Consider the following 16,762-nt stretch of genomic DNA (forward strand, 5'->3'; position numbering starts at 1 on the left):
AAATGGAGTTGTTTGATAGTTTCTATGATGGCTAGAATGTGATCGGGAGGATGAATTCATGAAGAAGATCAAAAAGAAAGTGAGTATGCTGTTAGCTGCTAATTTGCTTTTAAGTCTGGTTGCCTCAACTGTTCCATTTTTTGAAAGCGCAACCAATCAGGCGGAAGCCGCAGCGGTGAATTTGATGACCAATGGAAGCTTCGAACAAGCGGCCACGGCCACGGATGCGAATTGGAGCAGCGTAAATGCTCCCGTGGGTTGGGGGCTATGGATCCCGACAGGAAGCGGGAAGGCGCCAAACAAAACTGTAAATGTAACGCTGGATTCAACGACAGTCCATGAAGGGAGTAAGTCCGTTTTTATTGATGCATTTGCAACCAGCAGAGTCTCGATTAATCAGACGGTAACAACGGTGACCGGGGGGAAATCGTACAGATTGAAAATGTGGTTAAAAACGGAGAATGTTACGGGAACGGGAGCATACTTCAGAACGCAATTTTATAACACAAGCAAAGTTGGAGACGGACCCGCATCCCCGAAATTGTTAGGTACGAACGATTGGACGATGCAGCAGGTTTTTATGACGATACCAACGAATGCAACCAAGTTAGTGATCGAACCATTTCTGGAGACAGGTCTGGGGAAAGTATGGTTCGATGAAGTGAATCTGGAGGAATATAACGGAATTACAGGGATTGCTTTGGATCCAACCGCGATGTCACTGACAAAGGATACAACGACTACGCTCACACCAATTCTCACTCCGACGAACGCAGTGGACAGAACTGTGATGTGGACTTCAAGCAATCCGGATGCAGTCACAGTGGACAGCAATGGAAAAGTGACGGCCGTAGGGGTAGGGACTGCAACAATTACAGTTGCGACACCAGATGGAACGATTTCTACTCAATGTACAATAAACGTTGAATCAGCAGAAATGGCAGCATCGTACAGTGCGCTTCGGCAGAAATGGTACGATAAATTAACGGGAGGTGCTCTGTTCAATCCTGCTGATCCGGATATGGCTGCCAACCTAACTAAACTAGCAGATAGTGTATCAAATGCAGCTCAAACTGGCCTCTGGGATCGGTTGAATAAAGCTGGTAATCGACCGAATTTATGGAGCGATATGACGAGCACAACCGATTCAAGCCAGATTAGCACGGCTTATGCTCGTTTAAAAACAATGGCATTAGCCTATTCCATGCCTGGGACTCCCTTGTATCAGAGCACTTCGCTGCGAGATGATATTGTGAGTGCTATGGAATGGATGTATACAAACCGCTATAACGAAAACAAGAGTCCATATGGCAATTGGTGGGACTGGGAGATTGGTATCCCGCAAACATTAAACGATCTCATCGTGCTCATGTACGGGCAATTGACTCAAGGGCAGATCATCAAGTTTATAAAGCCAATTGATAAATTTTGTCCAGATCCGAAATTTGGCTCCGTTCTTGGTGTCAAAGGAGTCAAAATGACGGGGGCTAATCTGCTTGATAAAGCATTAGTTGCAACGGTTCGGGGTGTGATCGGACAAAACAGTGCAAAGATTATTCAAGGACGCGATGCGATGGGGCCAGAATTTGTTTACGCCGACCATGGGGACGGTGTTTATGAAGACGGTTCTCTTGTTCAACATACCAATATTGCGTATACGGCGGGATACGGAGCAGTTTGGCTAAGCCGTGCCGCAGATATGACGTTCTTGTTGAATGGATCCCCTTGGCCGGTAACAGATCCCAGTGTTAATAACGTTTACCAATGGGTGACAGATACGTTTGAGCCGGTGATTTATAAAGGACTCTACATGGATATGGTCAATGGCAGAGGCATGTCGAGGCAAGGATCGGGAAGTGCCAGAGGCACGATTACAACGTTGCTTCGCTTAGCTGAAGGTGCGCCAACAGATGTGGCGTTATCCATTAAACGGATGGCCAGGGAGTGGATTTTGTCAGATACGACATATAGCAATTATTTTGATGGACTATCTACTTACGAATTAAGTCTTGTGAAAAATCTCTTAAATGATGCCTCGATTCAGCCTAGAGGTGAATTGATCAAAAACCAGGTGTTTGCAGGTATGGATCGAGTTGTCCATTTGCGTGAGGGGTACGGTTTCGGAATCAGCATGTTCTCCAATCGTATCTCAGCGTTTGAAAAGGGCAATAACGAGAATTTAAAAGGTTGGTATACGGGGATTGGTATGACGTACCTTTACGATCAAGATCTTAACCAGTATCGCAATGATTTCTGGCCGACTGTAGATTCGTTTCGTTTGCCAGGTACGACAACAAACGGCTCAGGCAAAGGTGTGACGCCGGGTGAATGGACCTCGTACATGAACTCGAAAGAGTGGGTGGGAGGATCGACGATCGATGGGCTTTACGGTGCTTCAGGCATGGACTTTTCCTTGGCAAAGGTAACTGGAAGCGACCTGCAAGGCAAAAAGTCGTGGTTTATGTTCGATGATGAAATCGTCGCATTGGGCGCAGGCATCTCGAGCAGCAAAGCCGGACCGCAGCCTGTAGAAACGATTATTGATAACCGCAAGTTGAGTGATGCGGGGAATAATGTACTCACCGTGAATGGAGCTGCTAAGTCAAGTCAGCTCGGTTGGTCGGAAACGATGGAGAACGTCAAGTGGGCTCATTTGGCTGGAAATATGCCGGGGACTGACATTGGCTATTATTTCCCAGAGACGACAAACGTTTATGGACTGCGCGAAGCAAGAACCGGCAAATGGAGTGACATTAACAGCGGTCAATCGGCGACCCCAATCACTCGGAATTATATGAGTCTGGCATTTGAACACGGGGCTACGCCTTCGAATGCTTCGTATTCGTATGTAATGTTGCCGCATAAAGACACCCAGGCTACCGCGCTTTATAGCAATGCGCCTGATGTTGAAGTATTAAGCAATACGACGGACGTACATGCGGTTAGGGAGAAGAAGCTTGGTATTACGGCTGCGAATTTCTGGAATTCAGGTACTGTTGATTTTATTACAGCACTAAATCCTTCTTCTGTCATGGTAAAGGAAAACGAATCCGAGTTAAGCATTGCCGTATCCGATCCAACACAAAAGCAAAGCACGATTGTGCTTGAGCTGAACAAAGCTGCATTATCGCTTGTACGCAGCGATGATACGGTTACGATTGTACAAACATTGCCGACGTTAAAGCTCCAGATTAACGTAGCAGGTTCAGTAGGCAAAACGCATGTCGTAACCTTCAAGAAGGATACGACAGCTCCGAGTACGACAGATAACGCAAAGGCAGATTGGCAGCGAAATGCCCAGACAGTGACATTAACTGCAAACGACGAGGGCAGCGGCGTGCAGAAGACGTTCTACAGACTAGACAATACCACGTTTACGGAAGGGAACTCGGTTACAATTGCGGAAGATGGCGTACATGAAATCCAATATTATAGCGTCGACAATGCCGGCAATCAAGAGTCGGTCCGAACAGCGATTGTCAAAATCGATGCAACGGATCCCGTCATCGCTCCAACTGTTTCAATGGTTGTATACTGGACGGCTGGCGGCAGCTTGAATTTTGATATTTCTGATCCTGTAAGTGGAATAGCAGGGAAGTCGCTTCAATTGAACGGTAGTGAAGTAAGCCTCCCGTACACGTTCAGTCCTTTAAGTCTGACAATTGGCGATCATCCCGTAGTTGTTACGGCAACGGATATGGCAGGGAACGAAACAAGAATCGCCTATACGCTAAAAGTAGTGATGGACTCAGATCACTTGGATGAATTGGTACGGTATGCGTACCAGCAAGGTTGGATTACCAACCAAGGCGTATATAACAGCTTGCTGGTCATGATTGATGCTCTTCAAGAGCATTTGAATCAAACACAAGTAAAAAATGTATTCAATGCGCTGGAAAATCACATCCGTGCGCAATCAAGTAAAAAGATTGACGCAGCATTTGCGGATAGGCTGTTAAACGCTATTGCCTTTTTAAAGTCATAAGATTAACAAGTTCGTTCGAACAAATGCGACCCGACTTTGTCTGATAGACGAAGTCGGGTCATCTATATTTTCTAAAGACTTGATTTTATAGGAATAACCGATTAAAATGCTCATTATTCAATTGATGAGGTGATTGACCTGCGCAAAATACTTGTGAATTTCTGGAAGCGTTTTTTTCGACGCAAAACAATCTTCCGTAATATGGTGACTCTCTCATTGTTTGCTGCCATTATTCCCGTTCTCGTTGTTGGGATTGGGAGTTATTTATATTCAGCATCTGCTGTACAAAGTGAAGTGAATCAATCGAATGTTCGGATCTTAAATAACGTATCCTCGACCATCGATTCCACGGTAGATCGCCTGCAAAACAATGCGATCCAAATGTTGCTGGGTACATTTTTCAGCTCCAATTTGGTGGAATTGAAGAGCACGAATTACACCGGTTTCTACTCGGGGATTTCACGTGAATTATCTGCGCTCATGAATGGGAATAAAGAAGCTAGCGATGTTGCCGTATATGTACCGGATGAAGGATACTTGATATCTCCCATTTTTGGAGGGAGGAGAATTGAAGGCACGGGGGAACGCGAAGAGCTTCTTAAGGAGCTCGCCTCTGATGATCAGCTCAAATGGGTCAGCGGGCCATACCCTTTAATACCAGGATATAACGACAATGGTGTTACGTTAATTGCCAAATTGCCATTGCTTGGTAAACAGCCCATCGGGCTCATGTTTATACGTATTAATGAAGAGCTGTTCCAAAATATTATGAAACGTTTTATCAGCTACAAAGGTGAACAAATGTTCATCTTGGACGAAAAGGGAGCTCTTGTTACCTCAATGGGTGGGAGTGAGGTTCCTCAAGGTTTATTTGATCGAGTTGCCCATAAGGGTTCAGAACAGCGTTTCCAGTTCGCCGTCAAGGGAACTGACTATATGGTAACCCCTATTACATCTTCTTTTAACAAGTGGCAATATATCAATATGGTTCCGATCGATCAACTGAATGCCAAGTCAAATGGGATTAAATTAATCACACTGGTCATAGTTCTCATATGCTTGGTGTTCGGTGCAGTTATAACGCTTTGGGGAACACGTCGTGTATATCGCCCTATTCAGAATCTTGTCGCTTATGTCAAAGATGGCCAAACGGATGAAGTGGAAACCGATGAAGTGGGCTTTGTACATAAACGATGGGCGGAACTCAGTAATACGGCTAATGACATGCAGCAGCAGCTGAGTGACCAGTTGCCGCTTATTCGTGAAATCTTTGCTCTACAGCTCTTGCAGGGGCGATTTCTCTATTATTCCGAGGATCAGCTAGCGGCTATGCTTCGGAGGTATAACGTACCTGCGGATAAGGAAAGCATCGTCATCGTGATCGCCTTCGATTTGCAGTCGGAAGGCAAGGTGCGTTTTCAAGAAAATGACCGTGAGTTAATCGTCTTTGCTGTGAAAAATATTGCGAGTGAACTTTTACAATCCCATGGGATGGAAGGAATAGGCATCAATCTGCTGAATGATCAGGTTGCTGTTTGGCTGTATAGGGATCCACTACAAGCGGAAGACGAAGAGTCAGACATCAAACAATTTGCCGAGAGATTGCGGCTGCTTGTTTCCGACTATTTGCATTTGCAGGTTACGATTGGGCTAAGTGGAAAAAGTGAGCAAATTGGCGAGTTGCCTGAACTGTACGAGGAGGCGCTGCTTGCAGTCCGCTCTCGTATCATTGTTGGCGGCAATCAAGTCATAGCCCATACGAGTGGTAAAAGTCATTCGGACTTGCATTATCGATATCCTTTGGAGATCGAGACGCATTTTGAGAATTCATTACAGCTTGGCGATCGTGATGAAGCCGTCAGGATGATGGATGAGTTTGCGAAATCGATGGGCGCTGCTATCCAGAAGCCTGAGCTCATTCAAATGTCGTATTATCGACTGCTAACCGCTGCGATTCGCACAGCCTACGTGCTCGGATTGGATACCGCTCAATTATTTGGAGAATCGAATGAGGATCCATACCTCCATATCCGCAATATCAGCACGACATTCGAACTGAACGCTTGGTTTAAAGAACAATTGGTAGAGCCTATTGTTGCTTATGTGCATGGCAAGCAGCATCAGGAGCATGAGCAGTTAATTGCGAAAGTTGTTCGGTATATGGAGGAGAACTATCATTTTGATTTGTCGCTGGATCAATGTGCACAAATTTGCGGGTTGAGTCCACAATATTTAAGCAAGCTTTTCAAAAAGAAAAAGGATCTCTCTTTTATTGAATATTTGACCAAGGTAAGGATTGAGAAGTCCATCGAGTTGCTGCGTACCACGGATTTGTCGGTTTCAGATGTTGCTGAGCGAGTGGGGTACCAGATGAAAAACTTTATTCGGGTATTTAAAAAGCATATGGGCGTAACGCCAGGGCAATTTCGAGGATCAGATGAGGAAAATTAGAATGCCCAAAAATTGTTTTATTGATTCATTATGAAGCGAAAAATGAGAAAATGATGAAGAGAAACCCCGTAGGTATGGGGTTTCTCTTTTTTTGCCTTTCGAGAATAGCGTGAATAAGAATTGGTCATTGTCCCTATGACTTACGATCAGGTACGATCGTTTCAAGCAAAACAACGAGATGCAATCGTATTAATGAGAGGTGATGACATTGTCACATAGTCAGGTGGAACAGTTTCAGAAAGTGATCCCGAGTGGACTAGAAGAAAGAAAGACATCTAAGAAATCATGGGTACACGAGTGGCAGGTCGCGCTGAAGCGTGACAAATATCTGTATCTATTGGCTGCGCCAGGATTACTATTTTTCCTCATATTCAAGTATGTGCCGTTATGGGGATTGCTGTTAGCATTTAAAAACTACTCTCCCTATTTAGGTTTTTGGGATAGCGAATGGGTTGGTTTGAAATACTTTCGTGAGTTTTTCACGAATCCCGATTTTATGCTGTTGTTTCGAAATACGATGGCGATCTCACTTCTGAATATCGTGTTTTTCTTTCCCATTCCCATTGTGGTGTCACTGCTGCTGAATGAGGTGAAGAGTTTACCTTTTAAGAAAATCGTACAAACGGTGATCTATTTACCGCATTTCTTATCTTGGGTTATCATCGTCGGTATTTGCTTCCTGATCCTAGGTCAAAGCAGCGGGATCATTAATCAGTTAATCGTCGAATTCGGCGGGCACAAGATTGAATTCTTGACGGAGCCTAATTATTTCTGGGCTTTGCTCACGGCTCAAAGTATCTGGAAAGAAGCGGGATGGGGAACCATTATCTTTCTAGCTGCTCTTGCTGGGATTAACTCAGAGCTATATGAAGCAGCGCAAATTGACGGCGCAACAAGATGGCAGCAGATGAGGAATGTAACGATTCCCGGCATCAAAAGCACGATTATTGTTTTGTTAATCCTACGTTTAGGTCAAGTGATGGATGTAGGTTTTGAACAAATTTTCCTAATGGCAAGCGGACCTGTATCGCAGGTGGCAGACGTATTTGATACCTATGCTTATCGCGTTGGTATTCAACAAGGTCGGTTCAGCTATGCAACCGTTGCTGGATTGTTCAAATCAGTTGTAGGACTCATACTGGTTGTCACTGCAAACCGTGTAGCCAAGAAGTTCGGGGAGGAGGGACTCTACTAATATGGAAAATCGTATAGGTTCTAAGGTATTTAATGTCCTAAACTACACGGTATTAACGATAATTGGACTTGTAACGTTACTGCCCTTCATTTATGTTGTGATCATTTCATTTACAGATCCTACCGAGTATTTGACGAAGTCATTAGTCCTCATTCCTGAAAAATGGAGTTTATCTGCCTACGAGTACATCTTCTCGACGAACGCTTTCGTTCATGCCATGGGGATAAGCGGAATCCTAGCAGTATTCGGTACCCTTCTAAGCTTAATTGTTACAAGTGCGCTAGCCTATGTGCTATCTCGCAAACGATTGAAAGGGAAGAAGTTCTTTCTTGTTGCGATACTAATGACAATGTTGTTCAATCCTGGCATGATTCCGAATTACTTGCTCGTGGATAGTCTTGGTTTAATGGACACAATCTGGGCGCTCATTTTGCCAGCGCTGACCAGTGCATGGTATGTCTTCTTGATGAAAAACTTTTATCAGGAGATCCCGGATGAGCTAGAGGAAGCAGCCAAAATGGATGGTTGTTCGGATATCGGCGTGTTTTTCCGGATTATGCTGCCGATCTCCGTTTCGGCGCTTGCCGCTTTCGGGTTATTCTACGCTGTAGCGTATTGGAACACGTACTTTAGTGGCGTACTTTACATCAATAGTGATAGCTTGCGCCCATTGCAGGTACTCCTTCAAATGCTGCTCATTTCCGCATCGCAAATGGCTGATCCTTCAGTGGCTGCTATGCTGGAAAGTGAACGGACCGTGCCACCACAGGTTATCAAGATGGCTGCCGTTGTGATTTCCTCCTTACCGATTGTCATGGTGTATCCTTTCTTACAGAAATATTTTGTTAAGGGTATGATGGTTGGTTCGGTGAAGGGTTAGTAGGTAGGCAAGGAGAGGTGTGATGCCGGGAAGTATTGGAAATGCAGGCTGATAGTACGGATTGTATAATAAGCATATAAACGGGAGGTCTTTACATGAAACCGATGGTCAAAAAATTGGCAGTACTCTTAACAGCAACGGGTCTAGTCGCTTCTTTAGCGGCTTGTGGTAAAGCGAATGAAGCTGGGCAAGCAAGTTCGGCAGCGAGTACAACGGCAGCATCAGCTAAACCTGCAGCTAAACCAACTGATATTTCCATTACAACGCTCGCCTTCGCTGCTGCACCTACAGGTGAGTTGGAAGCTGTAAAAAAGCTAAATGAGCAGCTAAATGTCAATCTGAAGTTAAGTTGGATTCCTGCAGCCCAAATTACAGAGAAACTAAATGCGCTGCTCGCTTCACGAGATTTACCAGACGTGCTTTTCTTAGAAGATTTTAACTATACACCTGCTTTCCTCAATGCGGTTGATCAAGGTGCTTTCTGGGATCTAAGTCCATACATTAAAAATTATCCTAACCTAGCGAAGTATCCAGAAAACGTATACAAGAATGCTTCTCTGAAAGGTAAATTGTATTCCCTTCCACGTGTAAGACCGTTGGACGGCCACGAGTCCATGCTGATCCGTAAAGATTGGTTGGATAAGCTAGGCTTACAGCAGCCGAAAACAATGGATGAGTTGGCGAAAGTTCTCGAAGCCTTTGCACAGAAAGATCCAGACGGCAATGGTAAAGCAGATACCTATGGTGCTGTCCTTCCAGGGGCAAATGGGCCTTCGAGCGCGATACTATCCATGTTCGGCACGGGCACGAAGTGGAAGGATGAAAATGGCAGTCTGATCCCGTATTGGTATACACCACAATTCAAAGATGCGCTAGCTTTCTGGAATAAATCATATAAAGCAGGTGGTATTCTTCCGGATTTCCCTGTATTGAAGGCAGCACAAATTAAAGATATGCTCGTTCAGAATAAAGCAGGCGTAGCGTTCGCGAACGTTTATGATGCTTACAAATATAATGTGGAGTTGCAGAAAGTAAATCCGCAAGCAAACCTCATTGCTGTTGAAATACCAAAAGCGCCAGATGGAAAGTTCTATTATGAGCAAGCAAGTGGTTATTATGGACAATTCCTAATCAACAAGAAATCGGTTGATGAGGCGAAATTGAAGAAGATTCTAGAAGTTTACGATTACACAGCTTCTGTTGAGGGCTATAATTTGGCAACGTACGGCATCAAAGATGTTGACTACACAGTCAAGCCTGACGGAAGCATAGAACAAACCGAAGAAGGTAAGAAAAAAGGATATTCCGGCGATACGACAGGTCAATGGGTAACGGGGTACTTTGATAAGTATACTAGAGCCAAAGTACCGGGTATGCCGAACGAAATTTACCAGGCAAACGCAAAATTAATTGATGCGATCTCCTCCATTCCAGATCCAACTTATGGTTTGATGAAGTCTACACCATTTAAGGAAAAGGGTGCAGATTGGGATAAAAAAATGAACGATATGATGGTTAATGTCATTGTTGGCAAAAATACGCTTGAGGATTGGGACAAACTGGTGAAACAGTTTAAAGATGACCCAAGCTTCCAACAACATATTAAAGAAACGAATGACTTCTACAAAGAGAAAGCTAAATAAGTCTGAAGAAATGAAAGACCAGATAAGAAAGGCCAGTGGAAGGAACGGAAACTCGTTCTTTCACTGGCCTTTCTGACTTCTATTAGGCTATTGCACCGAATGGTGCTTCGGCCGAAACTCGCTTGGCGACTGACCAGTCCAGCGACGAAATTGCCGTGAGAAGTGGCTGGGGGATTGAAATCCTAATTTATCGGCGATGTCGCTCATGGACATATGTGTCGTAACAAGCAACTCTTTGGCCTGCTTCAGCTTCAGCTGGCTGACATACTGGCGCGGTGATAAGCCGTACACCTTCGAGAACAACTTGGTGCACTGGCTGCGGCTCATGTTCAGCTCTTTGGCGATGCCTGCGACGGAGGCTTCCTCGCCGAGGCCAAGGGATAGCTTCTCCTCGATCGCATGGGCGACATCGGTCGAGAACAACGACGCATCGCGGTTCGTTGCACTAGCATGCTCTGCCTTGCTCATCTTCCGCAGCAGCGCTAGCACATCATGAATAATGAGCAGTGTGTAAGACTGCAGCAGCAACTTATCTTCGAACAACAGCTGAGGCGGCTCCGTCTGCCCAGCACCTTGCTCTATCAGCCGATTGCGCTGCACAACGGCTTCTAGTTCACCAACGTAGTAGCGAAGCTTGCTCGTGGAGGCTTCCTTTTGCCGAATCAGCTGATAGGGGGTTGCTGCTAGTAGACTGCGAATCTCGGGATCATCGAGATCGAAATGAACATTGAAATAGCCATAGTTAGCGGCTGATGGATTGGCAGACTGATGTCGGACGCCGGATTTGATTAGAAGCCAGTCGCCTGCGGACATGTGAACGGAATCACGATTGATTTCGTGCGTAGTCTCACCTTCTAAGCAGTAGAGCAGCTCAAATAAATGATGATGATGCCTTGGAAAGGCCCACCCTGGGGGCTGCAGCCCGAAGTGACAGCCGACAACCTGCAGCGTTTGAATCATATTTGGAAAACGGTAAATATCCCTATACAAATCCTCCACACAGCATGCCTCCCATTTGAGTTCGATCGTTGATTGCGTTAATGCTATCATAGCATCCTTTGGCACATTTGGTATAGAACATGCGCTATTTGGAGATTGAGAAGGGAGGCCTGAATCAGCGATGATGAGAGAAGAAGAAAGACCACTTATACGGATAATTCGGAGGGATCATCGTGGCTATTTTAACAGCAGGAAACAAGCAATTTCTACTAGATGGGGAGCCCATCCAACTTTTGTCAGGAGCCATTCATTATTTCCGCGTAGTGCCCGCCTATTGGGAAGACCGGTTATTGAAGTTGAAAGCTTGCGGTTTTAATACGGTTGAGACGTATTTACCTTGGAATTTGCACGAACCGAAAGAAGGCGAATTCAACTTCAGCGGACTCGCGGACGTGGAGAAGTTCGTACAGCTTGCAGGCAATCTCGGTCTACATGTGATCGTGCGGCCTAGTCCTTACATTTGTGCGGAGTGGGAGTTTGGTGGATTACCGGCGTGGCTGCTTCAATATTCGACAATGAAATTGCGTTGTATGGATGCCATGTATTTGCAAAAAGTGGATCGTTATTATGACGAGTTGATTCCTCGTTTGAAGCCGCTGCTGAGTACGAATGGCGGGCCAATTCTTGCGGTGCAAATCGAGAATGAATATGGCAGCTACGGAAATGATACCGCGTATTTAACATACTTAAGAGACGGCTTAATCAGCCGTGGAGTGGATGTATTGCTGTTTACATCTGACGGTCCAGAGGATGGCATGCTGCAAGGCGGAACAGTGCCCGGGACGCTAGCTACGGTTAATTTCGGCTCTCAGCCGGAAGAAGCTTTCGAGAAATTCCGCCAGTATCGCGAGGATGAGCCGCTTTTTTGCATGGAGTACTGGAACGGGTGGTTCGATCACTGGCTGAAGCCGCATCACACGCGGGAGGCTGGAGATGTCGCAGATGTGTTCGAACGGATGTTACGCGCGGGTGCCTCGGTGAATTTCTATATGTTCCACGGCGGAACCAACTTCGGGTTCTATAACGGAGCGAATTACCAAGAGAAGTATGAAGCGACGATTACTAGCTACGATTATGATTCACCATTGTCCGAATGCGGTGATGTGACGGAGAAATATAAGGCAATACGTAAGGTGATTGCCAACCATTTGGGGAAAACGGAAGAAGATCTTCCTGCGCTTCCTGCGCCAATTCAGAAGAAAAGCTATGGGCAAATTGCTTTGACTGAAAGAGCTGATCTGTTGGAATCACTGTTTCTTCTGACGAAACCATTTGAGCGTACTTATCCCGTGCCAATGGAGCAGTTGGGGCAGGATTATGGCTTCATCGTCTATTCGACGAGAGTAACAGGGCCACGTGTGGGTGAAAAACTACACATTCAAGAGGTGCACGATCGTGCGCAAGTTTTCTTAGATGGCGTGTACCAAGGTACGGTAGAACGCTGGGATGCACGTCCACTCCAGCTGGACATTCCTGCTGGTGGTGCGAAGCTGGACATCGTCGTAGAGAACATGGGACGCGTCAATTATGGTCCTCGTCTCCGAGATTGCAAAGGGATCACCGAAGGCGTGCGAATGAACAATCAGTTCCTTTTTGATTGGACCATTTATCCACTCCCACTAGACAATATCGCTGCGGTTCCGTTCGGGCGTGCAGGGGCGGAGAATGTTGCTGGATCAGTGGAAAACTTGGCAGATCGTCCGACCTTGTATCGCGGGGAATTTACCATTGAAGAGGCAGGAGATACATTCGTTAAGTTGGCAGGTTGGTCCAAAGGTGTTGTGTGGATCAATGGTTTCATTCTCGGCCGCTTCTGGGAAAAAGGACCCCAAAATACGTTGTATTTGCCAGCTCCTCTACTAAAAGTAGGGCACAATGAAATCGTTGTCTTGGAGTTACATCATACAGATGGAGCTGTCATTGAACTGACAGATACGCCTGATTTGGGTTAATGCCTTGTAAGAAACGAAGTACCTTCGGCTGCAATTGCGGCTGGAGGTGCTTTTTGATTGTTTGGATGCTCGACAGGAATTATGGCGGGAGCAAATTGGTAGCTTATTAACAGGATCCTGAAGCGCAAAGATGCAAAAATACAACCTTTTCTTTGAAAAGGGATAACCGTGAGGCCAAACGTGCGAAAAGGCAACCTTTTGGGGCACAGGGGTCGTAAAAAGGAACATAGGGGTAGAAATAGTTGCACTTTTGCAAGCATTTAGTAGAAAACTCCTGATTTACCAGTAAATTGTTGCACTTTTGCACTTTATACAGGGGCTAAACAGCATGATGATCACATTCACCTTGCCTGTGGTATCATCATAGCAATCATCCATGCATGAGTGTAACCTGTTACCTACCATCCGAGAGAGAATTGCCATGTACCGCGTTTTGGTTGTGGAGGATGAGCCGTGGATCCGCAAGGCGACGGTGAAATGATTGAGAATATCGGTGCTGGCTTTGAAGTTGTTGGTGAAGCAGTAAACGGGGAAGAAGCATGGAGCACGATCGAGCCGCTGTAAGCGCGTTTTTCACCGCTACAGGGGCACCAATACGGCCTTGCAGCTGCCGCTAGAGCCAATGGCTGACCCGATGCTCATTCAAACAAAAAGAACCGCCCGGGCATGAGTGCCTAGGCGGTTCTTTTTATCCCCAAAAGCTGATCATCAGAATACCGATCAAGATGAGAATGGAGCAAAGGATCCGTAAGGTGCCTTGTTTTTCCTTGAGCACGACAATCCCTAATATCGTGGCAAAAACAGTCCCGATTTCGCGGAGCGGAGCGATCTGGGCAACAGGTGCGTATTTCATCGCGAATAGGAACAGTAAGTACGACGCGGGATTGAGGATGGCGCCAAGCAAAATGATCTTGAAGTTCAATTTCCATTCCATGCGCAGCTGTTTAGAAGCGATAACGAGGGGAGTGAGTCCTGCGACGAATCCGATATTAGTCACCTCTAATAAGGAGACCGCTGAGAGGTGAGCGAGATTAAGCTTATCGACAAGTACGTAGCAAGTCGTGCAGACACCCACACTTAACGCCATAAGAAATGGTTTAACGGATCCATGAGCTAACTTTCCGGTTCGTATGCCTGTGAAGATACCGCTAAGCGAAAGGAAGCCGATAATCATACAAATTAGACCTAACCATCCATAGAGGGATAACGATTCGCGCAAAAAGATGACGGCGACAATCGGAATGAGCAAGGTGTTGGTGCCTCGCATAATCGGATAGATCTGAGAGAGATCCCCCATCGTATAGGTGCGTGTGAGCAAGAGGGCATAAATGGCCTGTAAACAAGCGGATAACAGCAGAAGGCCGTAAGCAGATAAGGATAAAGGATTAAGCCATAGTTCTCGGATTAAGGTAGGAAGTAGAATAATGGTGGTCACCATGATGATGGACCATAGGAAAACACCTTTGTTGCGGCTGCTTTTGGTAAACAAGCTCCAAATGGCATGTGCTAGGCCAGAAGCTAAGACAAGTAAGGTTGCTGCGATTAACAAATCATCATCTCCAACTCATTGGTTCCGGTTAGGTAAGTCTCGGTGTTGATGCTCAGGTGTTCGCTCAGATCAATCACCCGGATGGTGCACGGGTTGCTCGCTCAGGACGGTACCATCAGCAAGTCGCAGCCAAGTCTCGAAGCTTCGCTCATCCTGGCGCAGTCGAATCATCCTCGCGCCACGAGGAAAGCCTTCTTTGCCATAGGTGTTGTAGCCTGTTGCTCTGCCATAACAAAGGCGAATACCGTGGAGCTCACCCCAATAATCGTTGATATGGTCATGCCCAACAAAGGTGCCGATGACATCGCCCATCTCTACCATAGCTGCGAATAAGCCTGAGTTAACCTGAGGGCTGCAGACAGCGTCCTCGTAGAACCTGCCGTAGCAGGTTTTCGTGTCCCACACTTGTTTATATTCAGGAAGCGGGATATGGAAGAAGGCTAATGCAGGTAAAATCTGACCGTCAGTACTTGCGCGATGTTGGGCGGATTCTTTCTTATACCAGTCGATTTGATCACTGCGGATCCAATCATAACCTTTGATATGCGGAACGGGAGAATAAGCGCCCGAGTCAAAAAAGTAAAGATTGGCTTTCACTACCCCGTTGGTGTCTTGAATAGACAGCCTATAGTTGCCAACCCCGTTGATGTCCTCTGGCCCGCGCCTAGCTACCGTGTGAGGATACGCGAGAACCGAATCCATGAGTTCATCTCGTGTGATCATAGATTCTGTATCATGATTGCCGAACACAACAGCCCAAGGAATACCGCGAGCTTCGGTCGCTTGAACAGCCTCTTGAAAAGCTTGCAGCGGATGTTCACATACAGGCTCCCCTGGGGTGACATACCCCGTATAAATGACATCTCCCGTAAAAACGACGAGGTCAGGACGTTCAGTATCGAGAATATCTGCCATTAGACGGTGCGTTTGCTGATCTAGGACACCGCCATCTTTGCAATGCAAATCCGTGAACTGCGCGATTGTAAACGTGTGGTCTTCTCGAAAGACGAGGGGGTGCGGCATGAATAAGTCCTCCAGTTTCATTCTATTAGTTGTAATTATGTGGTTTTATAATAAAAAGATGTTGTTTGTTGACAATTGTAGCCCGTGAGAGAACGGACTGTCAATGAGTAATTTCAAGATTATCCTAGACAACCATTTAGTTGACAGGTCTGGCGCCTCCAAATACAATGGTAAAAACAACAAAAATCCACATCAATATGATGTGATCGGTCAAATGTGGAAGACGTTAAACGATTAGGAGGTCTGGAATGTCATTAACCTATGAAGATCGCAGGATGACGATTCTGAATCATTTGGAGCTGGAAGGGAAAGTTCAGGTCCATCACCTTGCGGAATTGCTTGCAGTATCGACGGAAACCGTTCGGCGGGATTTGGATCGTTTGGAGAAGGAAGGTAAGCTGCGTAAGGTTTACGGGGGCGCTGTCAAAATGCGCATGGAACTGGTTGAGCCTCCATTTTTGAATCGCGTGCAAATGATGAGGCCAGAGAAAGCCGCGATAGGTATGCTGGCAGCCTCACTCGTTCAAGATGGGGAAACGATTATGCTGGATAATGGCACAACGACGATCGAAATTGTCCCGTTTCTGAAAGACAAGACGAATGTTACGCTCATTACTAACTCGATCCCGATCCTCAATCTGGCGATGGAAACGTTCCGGGGAAGAATTATTTTTGCGGGCGGGGAGGTAAGTCAGGAGTGTAGAGCCGTAACGGGGTCTCTTGCAGATCAATTGCTGGATCAGTTCAAAGTGAACAAAGCCATTATTTCGGCTGGCGGCATCTCCTTGCACGATGGCATTACTGACTTTCATTTGGCCGAAGCTGTTATTTCGCGGAAAATGATGCAGCGTGCTGAAGAAACAATTCTGGTTGCAGACCACAGCAAATTCGGACTTTCTACTTTCGCAAGAGTTGCTAAGCTTGAGGAAATCTCTATGCTGATTACAGATTCGGGCTGCCCGAAAGAATGGGTGGATACGTTTGAGGCACTTAGCATTGAAGTGCGCATTAGCGAGTAGGCTATGTAGCGATACAAGAGGATAAGATAGGTTACGCTTCCTTCGTGATGAGGAGGCGTTTTTGTC

11 protein-coding genes are annotated in these 16,762 nt (G+C 46.0%); 8 read left to right on the top strand and 3 right to left on the bottom strand.

The genetic code is table 11. From position 1 onward, the window contains the following. Positions 1–58 precede the first annotated feature (58 nt). The 5 genes from AC58QG_RS20915 (at position 59) to AC58QG_RS20935 (ending at position 10,154) form a co-directional block, all read left to right on the top strand. Positions 59–3,985 (top strand): polysaccharide lyase family 8 super-sandwich domain-containing protein, encoded by a 3,927-nt coding sequence (locus AC58QG_RS20915; RefSeq protein WP_497364062.1) that lies wholly within the window; start codon positions 59–61, stop codon positions 3,983–3,985. A gap of 153 nt (positions 3,986–4,138) precedes the next feature. Then, positions 4,139–6,436, top strand: coding sequence for an AraC family transcriptional regulator (locus tag AC58QG_RS20920; protein WP_497364063.1), 2,298 nt, complete (start codon positions 4,139–4,141; stop codon positions 6,434–6,436). Between the two features lie 202 nt (positions 6,437–6,638). Beyond that, positions 6,639–7,631 carry an ABC transporter permease gene (locus tag AC58QG_RS20925; protein ID WP_497364361.1) on the top strand — a complete coding sequence of 331 codons (993 nt, stop codon included), beginning with the start codon at positions 6,639–6,641 and terminating at the stop codon, positions 7,629–7,631. A 1-nt stretch (position 7,632) separates the two neighbouring features. Then, the gene (locus AC58QG_RS20930; RefSeq protein ID WP_497364064.1) at positions 7,633–8,511 is read left to right on the top strand and encodes a carbohydrate ABC transporter permease; all 879 of its coding nucleotides are present in this window, start codon (positions 7,633–7,635) and stop codon (positions 8,509–8,511) included. Positions 8,512–8,606: 95 nt separating this feature from the next. Next, entirely contained in the window at positions 8,607–10,154 is a 1,548-nt protein-coding gene (locus AC58QG_RS20935; protein ID WP_497364065.1) for a type 2 periplasmic-binding domain-containing protein, read from the top strand. Between the two features lie 87 nt (positions 10,155–10,241). Here the strand turns inward: AC58QG_RS20935 and AC58QG_RS20940 are convergent, their stop codons facing one another. Then, the gene (locus AC58QG_RS20940) at positions 10,242–11,153 is read right to left on the bottom strand and encodes an AraC family transcriptional regulator (protein WP_497364066.1); all 912 of its coding nucleotides are present in this window, start codon (positions 11,151–11,153) and stop codon (positions 10,242–10,244) included. 173 nt (positions 11,154–11,326) lie between these two features. On the opposite strand from AC58QG_RS20940, the gene AC58QG_RS20945 reads away from it, so the two are divergent. Continuing rightward, complete coding sequence (locus AC58QG_RS20945; protein WP_497364067.1) at positions 11,327–13,105, top strand: glycoside hydrolase family 35 protein; 1,779 nt, start codon at positions 11,327–11,329, stop codon at positions 13,103–13,105. Positions 13,106–13,793: 688 nt separating this feature from the next. Here AC58QG_RS20945 and AC58QG_RS20950 read toward each other — a convergent pair. Both AC58QG_RS20950 and AC58QG_RS20955 read right to left on the bottom strand, forming a co-directional pair. Continuing rightward, on the bottom strand, positions 13,794–14,654 hold the full coding sequence (locus AC58QG_RS20950; RefSeq protein ID WP_497364068.1) for an EamA family transporter: 861 nt from the start codon (positions 14,652–14,654) through the stop codon (positions 13,794–13,796). Between the two features lie 69 nt (positions 14,655–14,723). Continuing rightward, positions 14,724–15,677 carry a metallophosphoesterase family protein gene (locus AC58QG_RS20955; RefSeq protein ID WP_497364069.1) on the bottom strand — a complete coding sequence of 318 codons (954 nt, stop codon included), beginning with the start codon at positions 15,675–15,677 and terminating at the stop codon, positions 14,724–14,726. A 103-nt stretch (positions 15,678–15,780) separates the two neighbouring features. Here AC58QG_RS20955 and AC58QG_RS20960 point away from each other — a divergent pair, with 103 nt between their 5' ends. Both AC58QG_RS20960 and AC58QG_RS20965 read left to right on the top strand, forming a co-directional pair. Next, positions 15,781–15,915, top strand: coding sequence for a hypothetical protein (locus AC58QG_RS20960; RefSeq protein ID WP_497364070.1), 135 nt, complete (start codon positions 15,781–15,783; stop codon positions 15,913–15,915). 10 nt (positions 15,916–15,925) lie between these two features. Then, positions 15,926–16,696 carry a DeoR/GlpR family DNA-binding transcription regulator gene (locus AC58QG_RS20965; protein WP_497364071.1) on the top strand — a complete coding sequence of 257 codons (771 nt, stop codon included), beginning with the start codon at positions 15,926–15,928 and terminating at the stop codon, positions 16,694–16,696. Positions 16,697–16,762 lie beyond the last annotated feature (66 nt).

The organism is Paenibacillus sp. J22P169, from assembly GCF_059691995.1.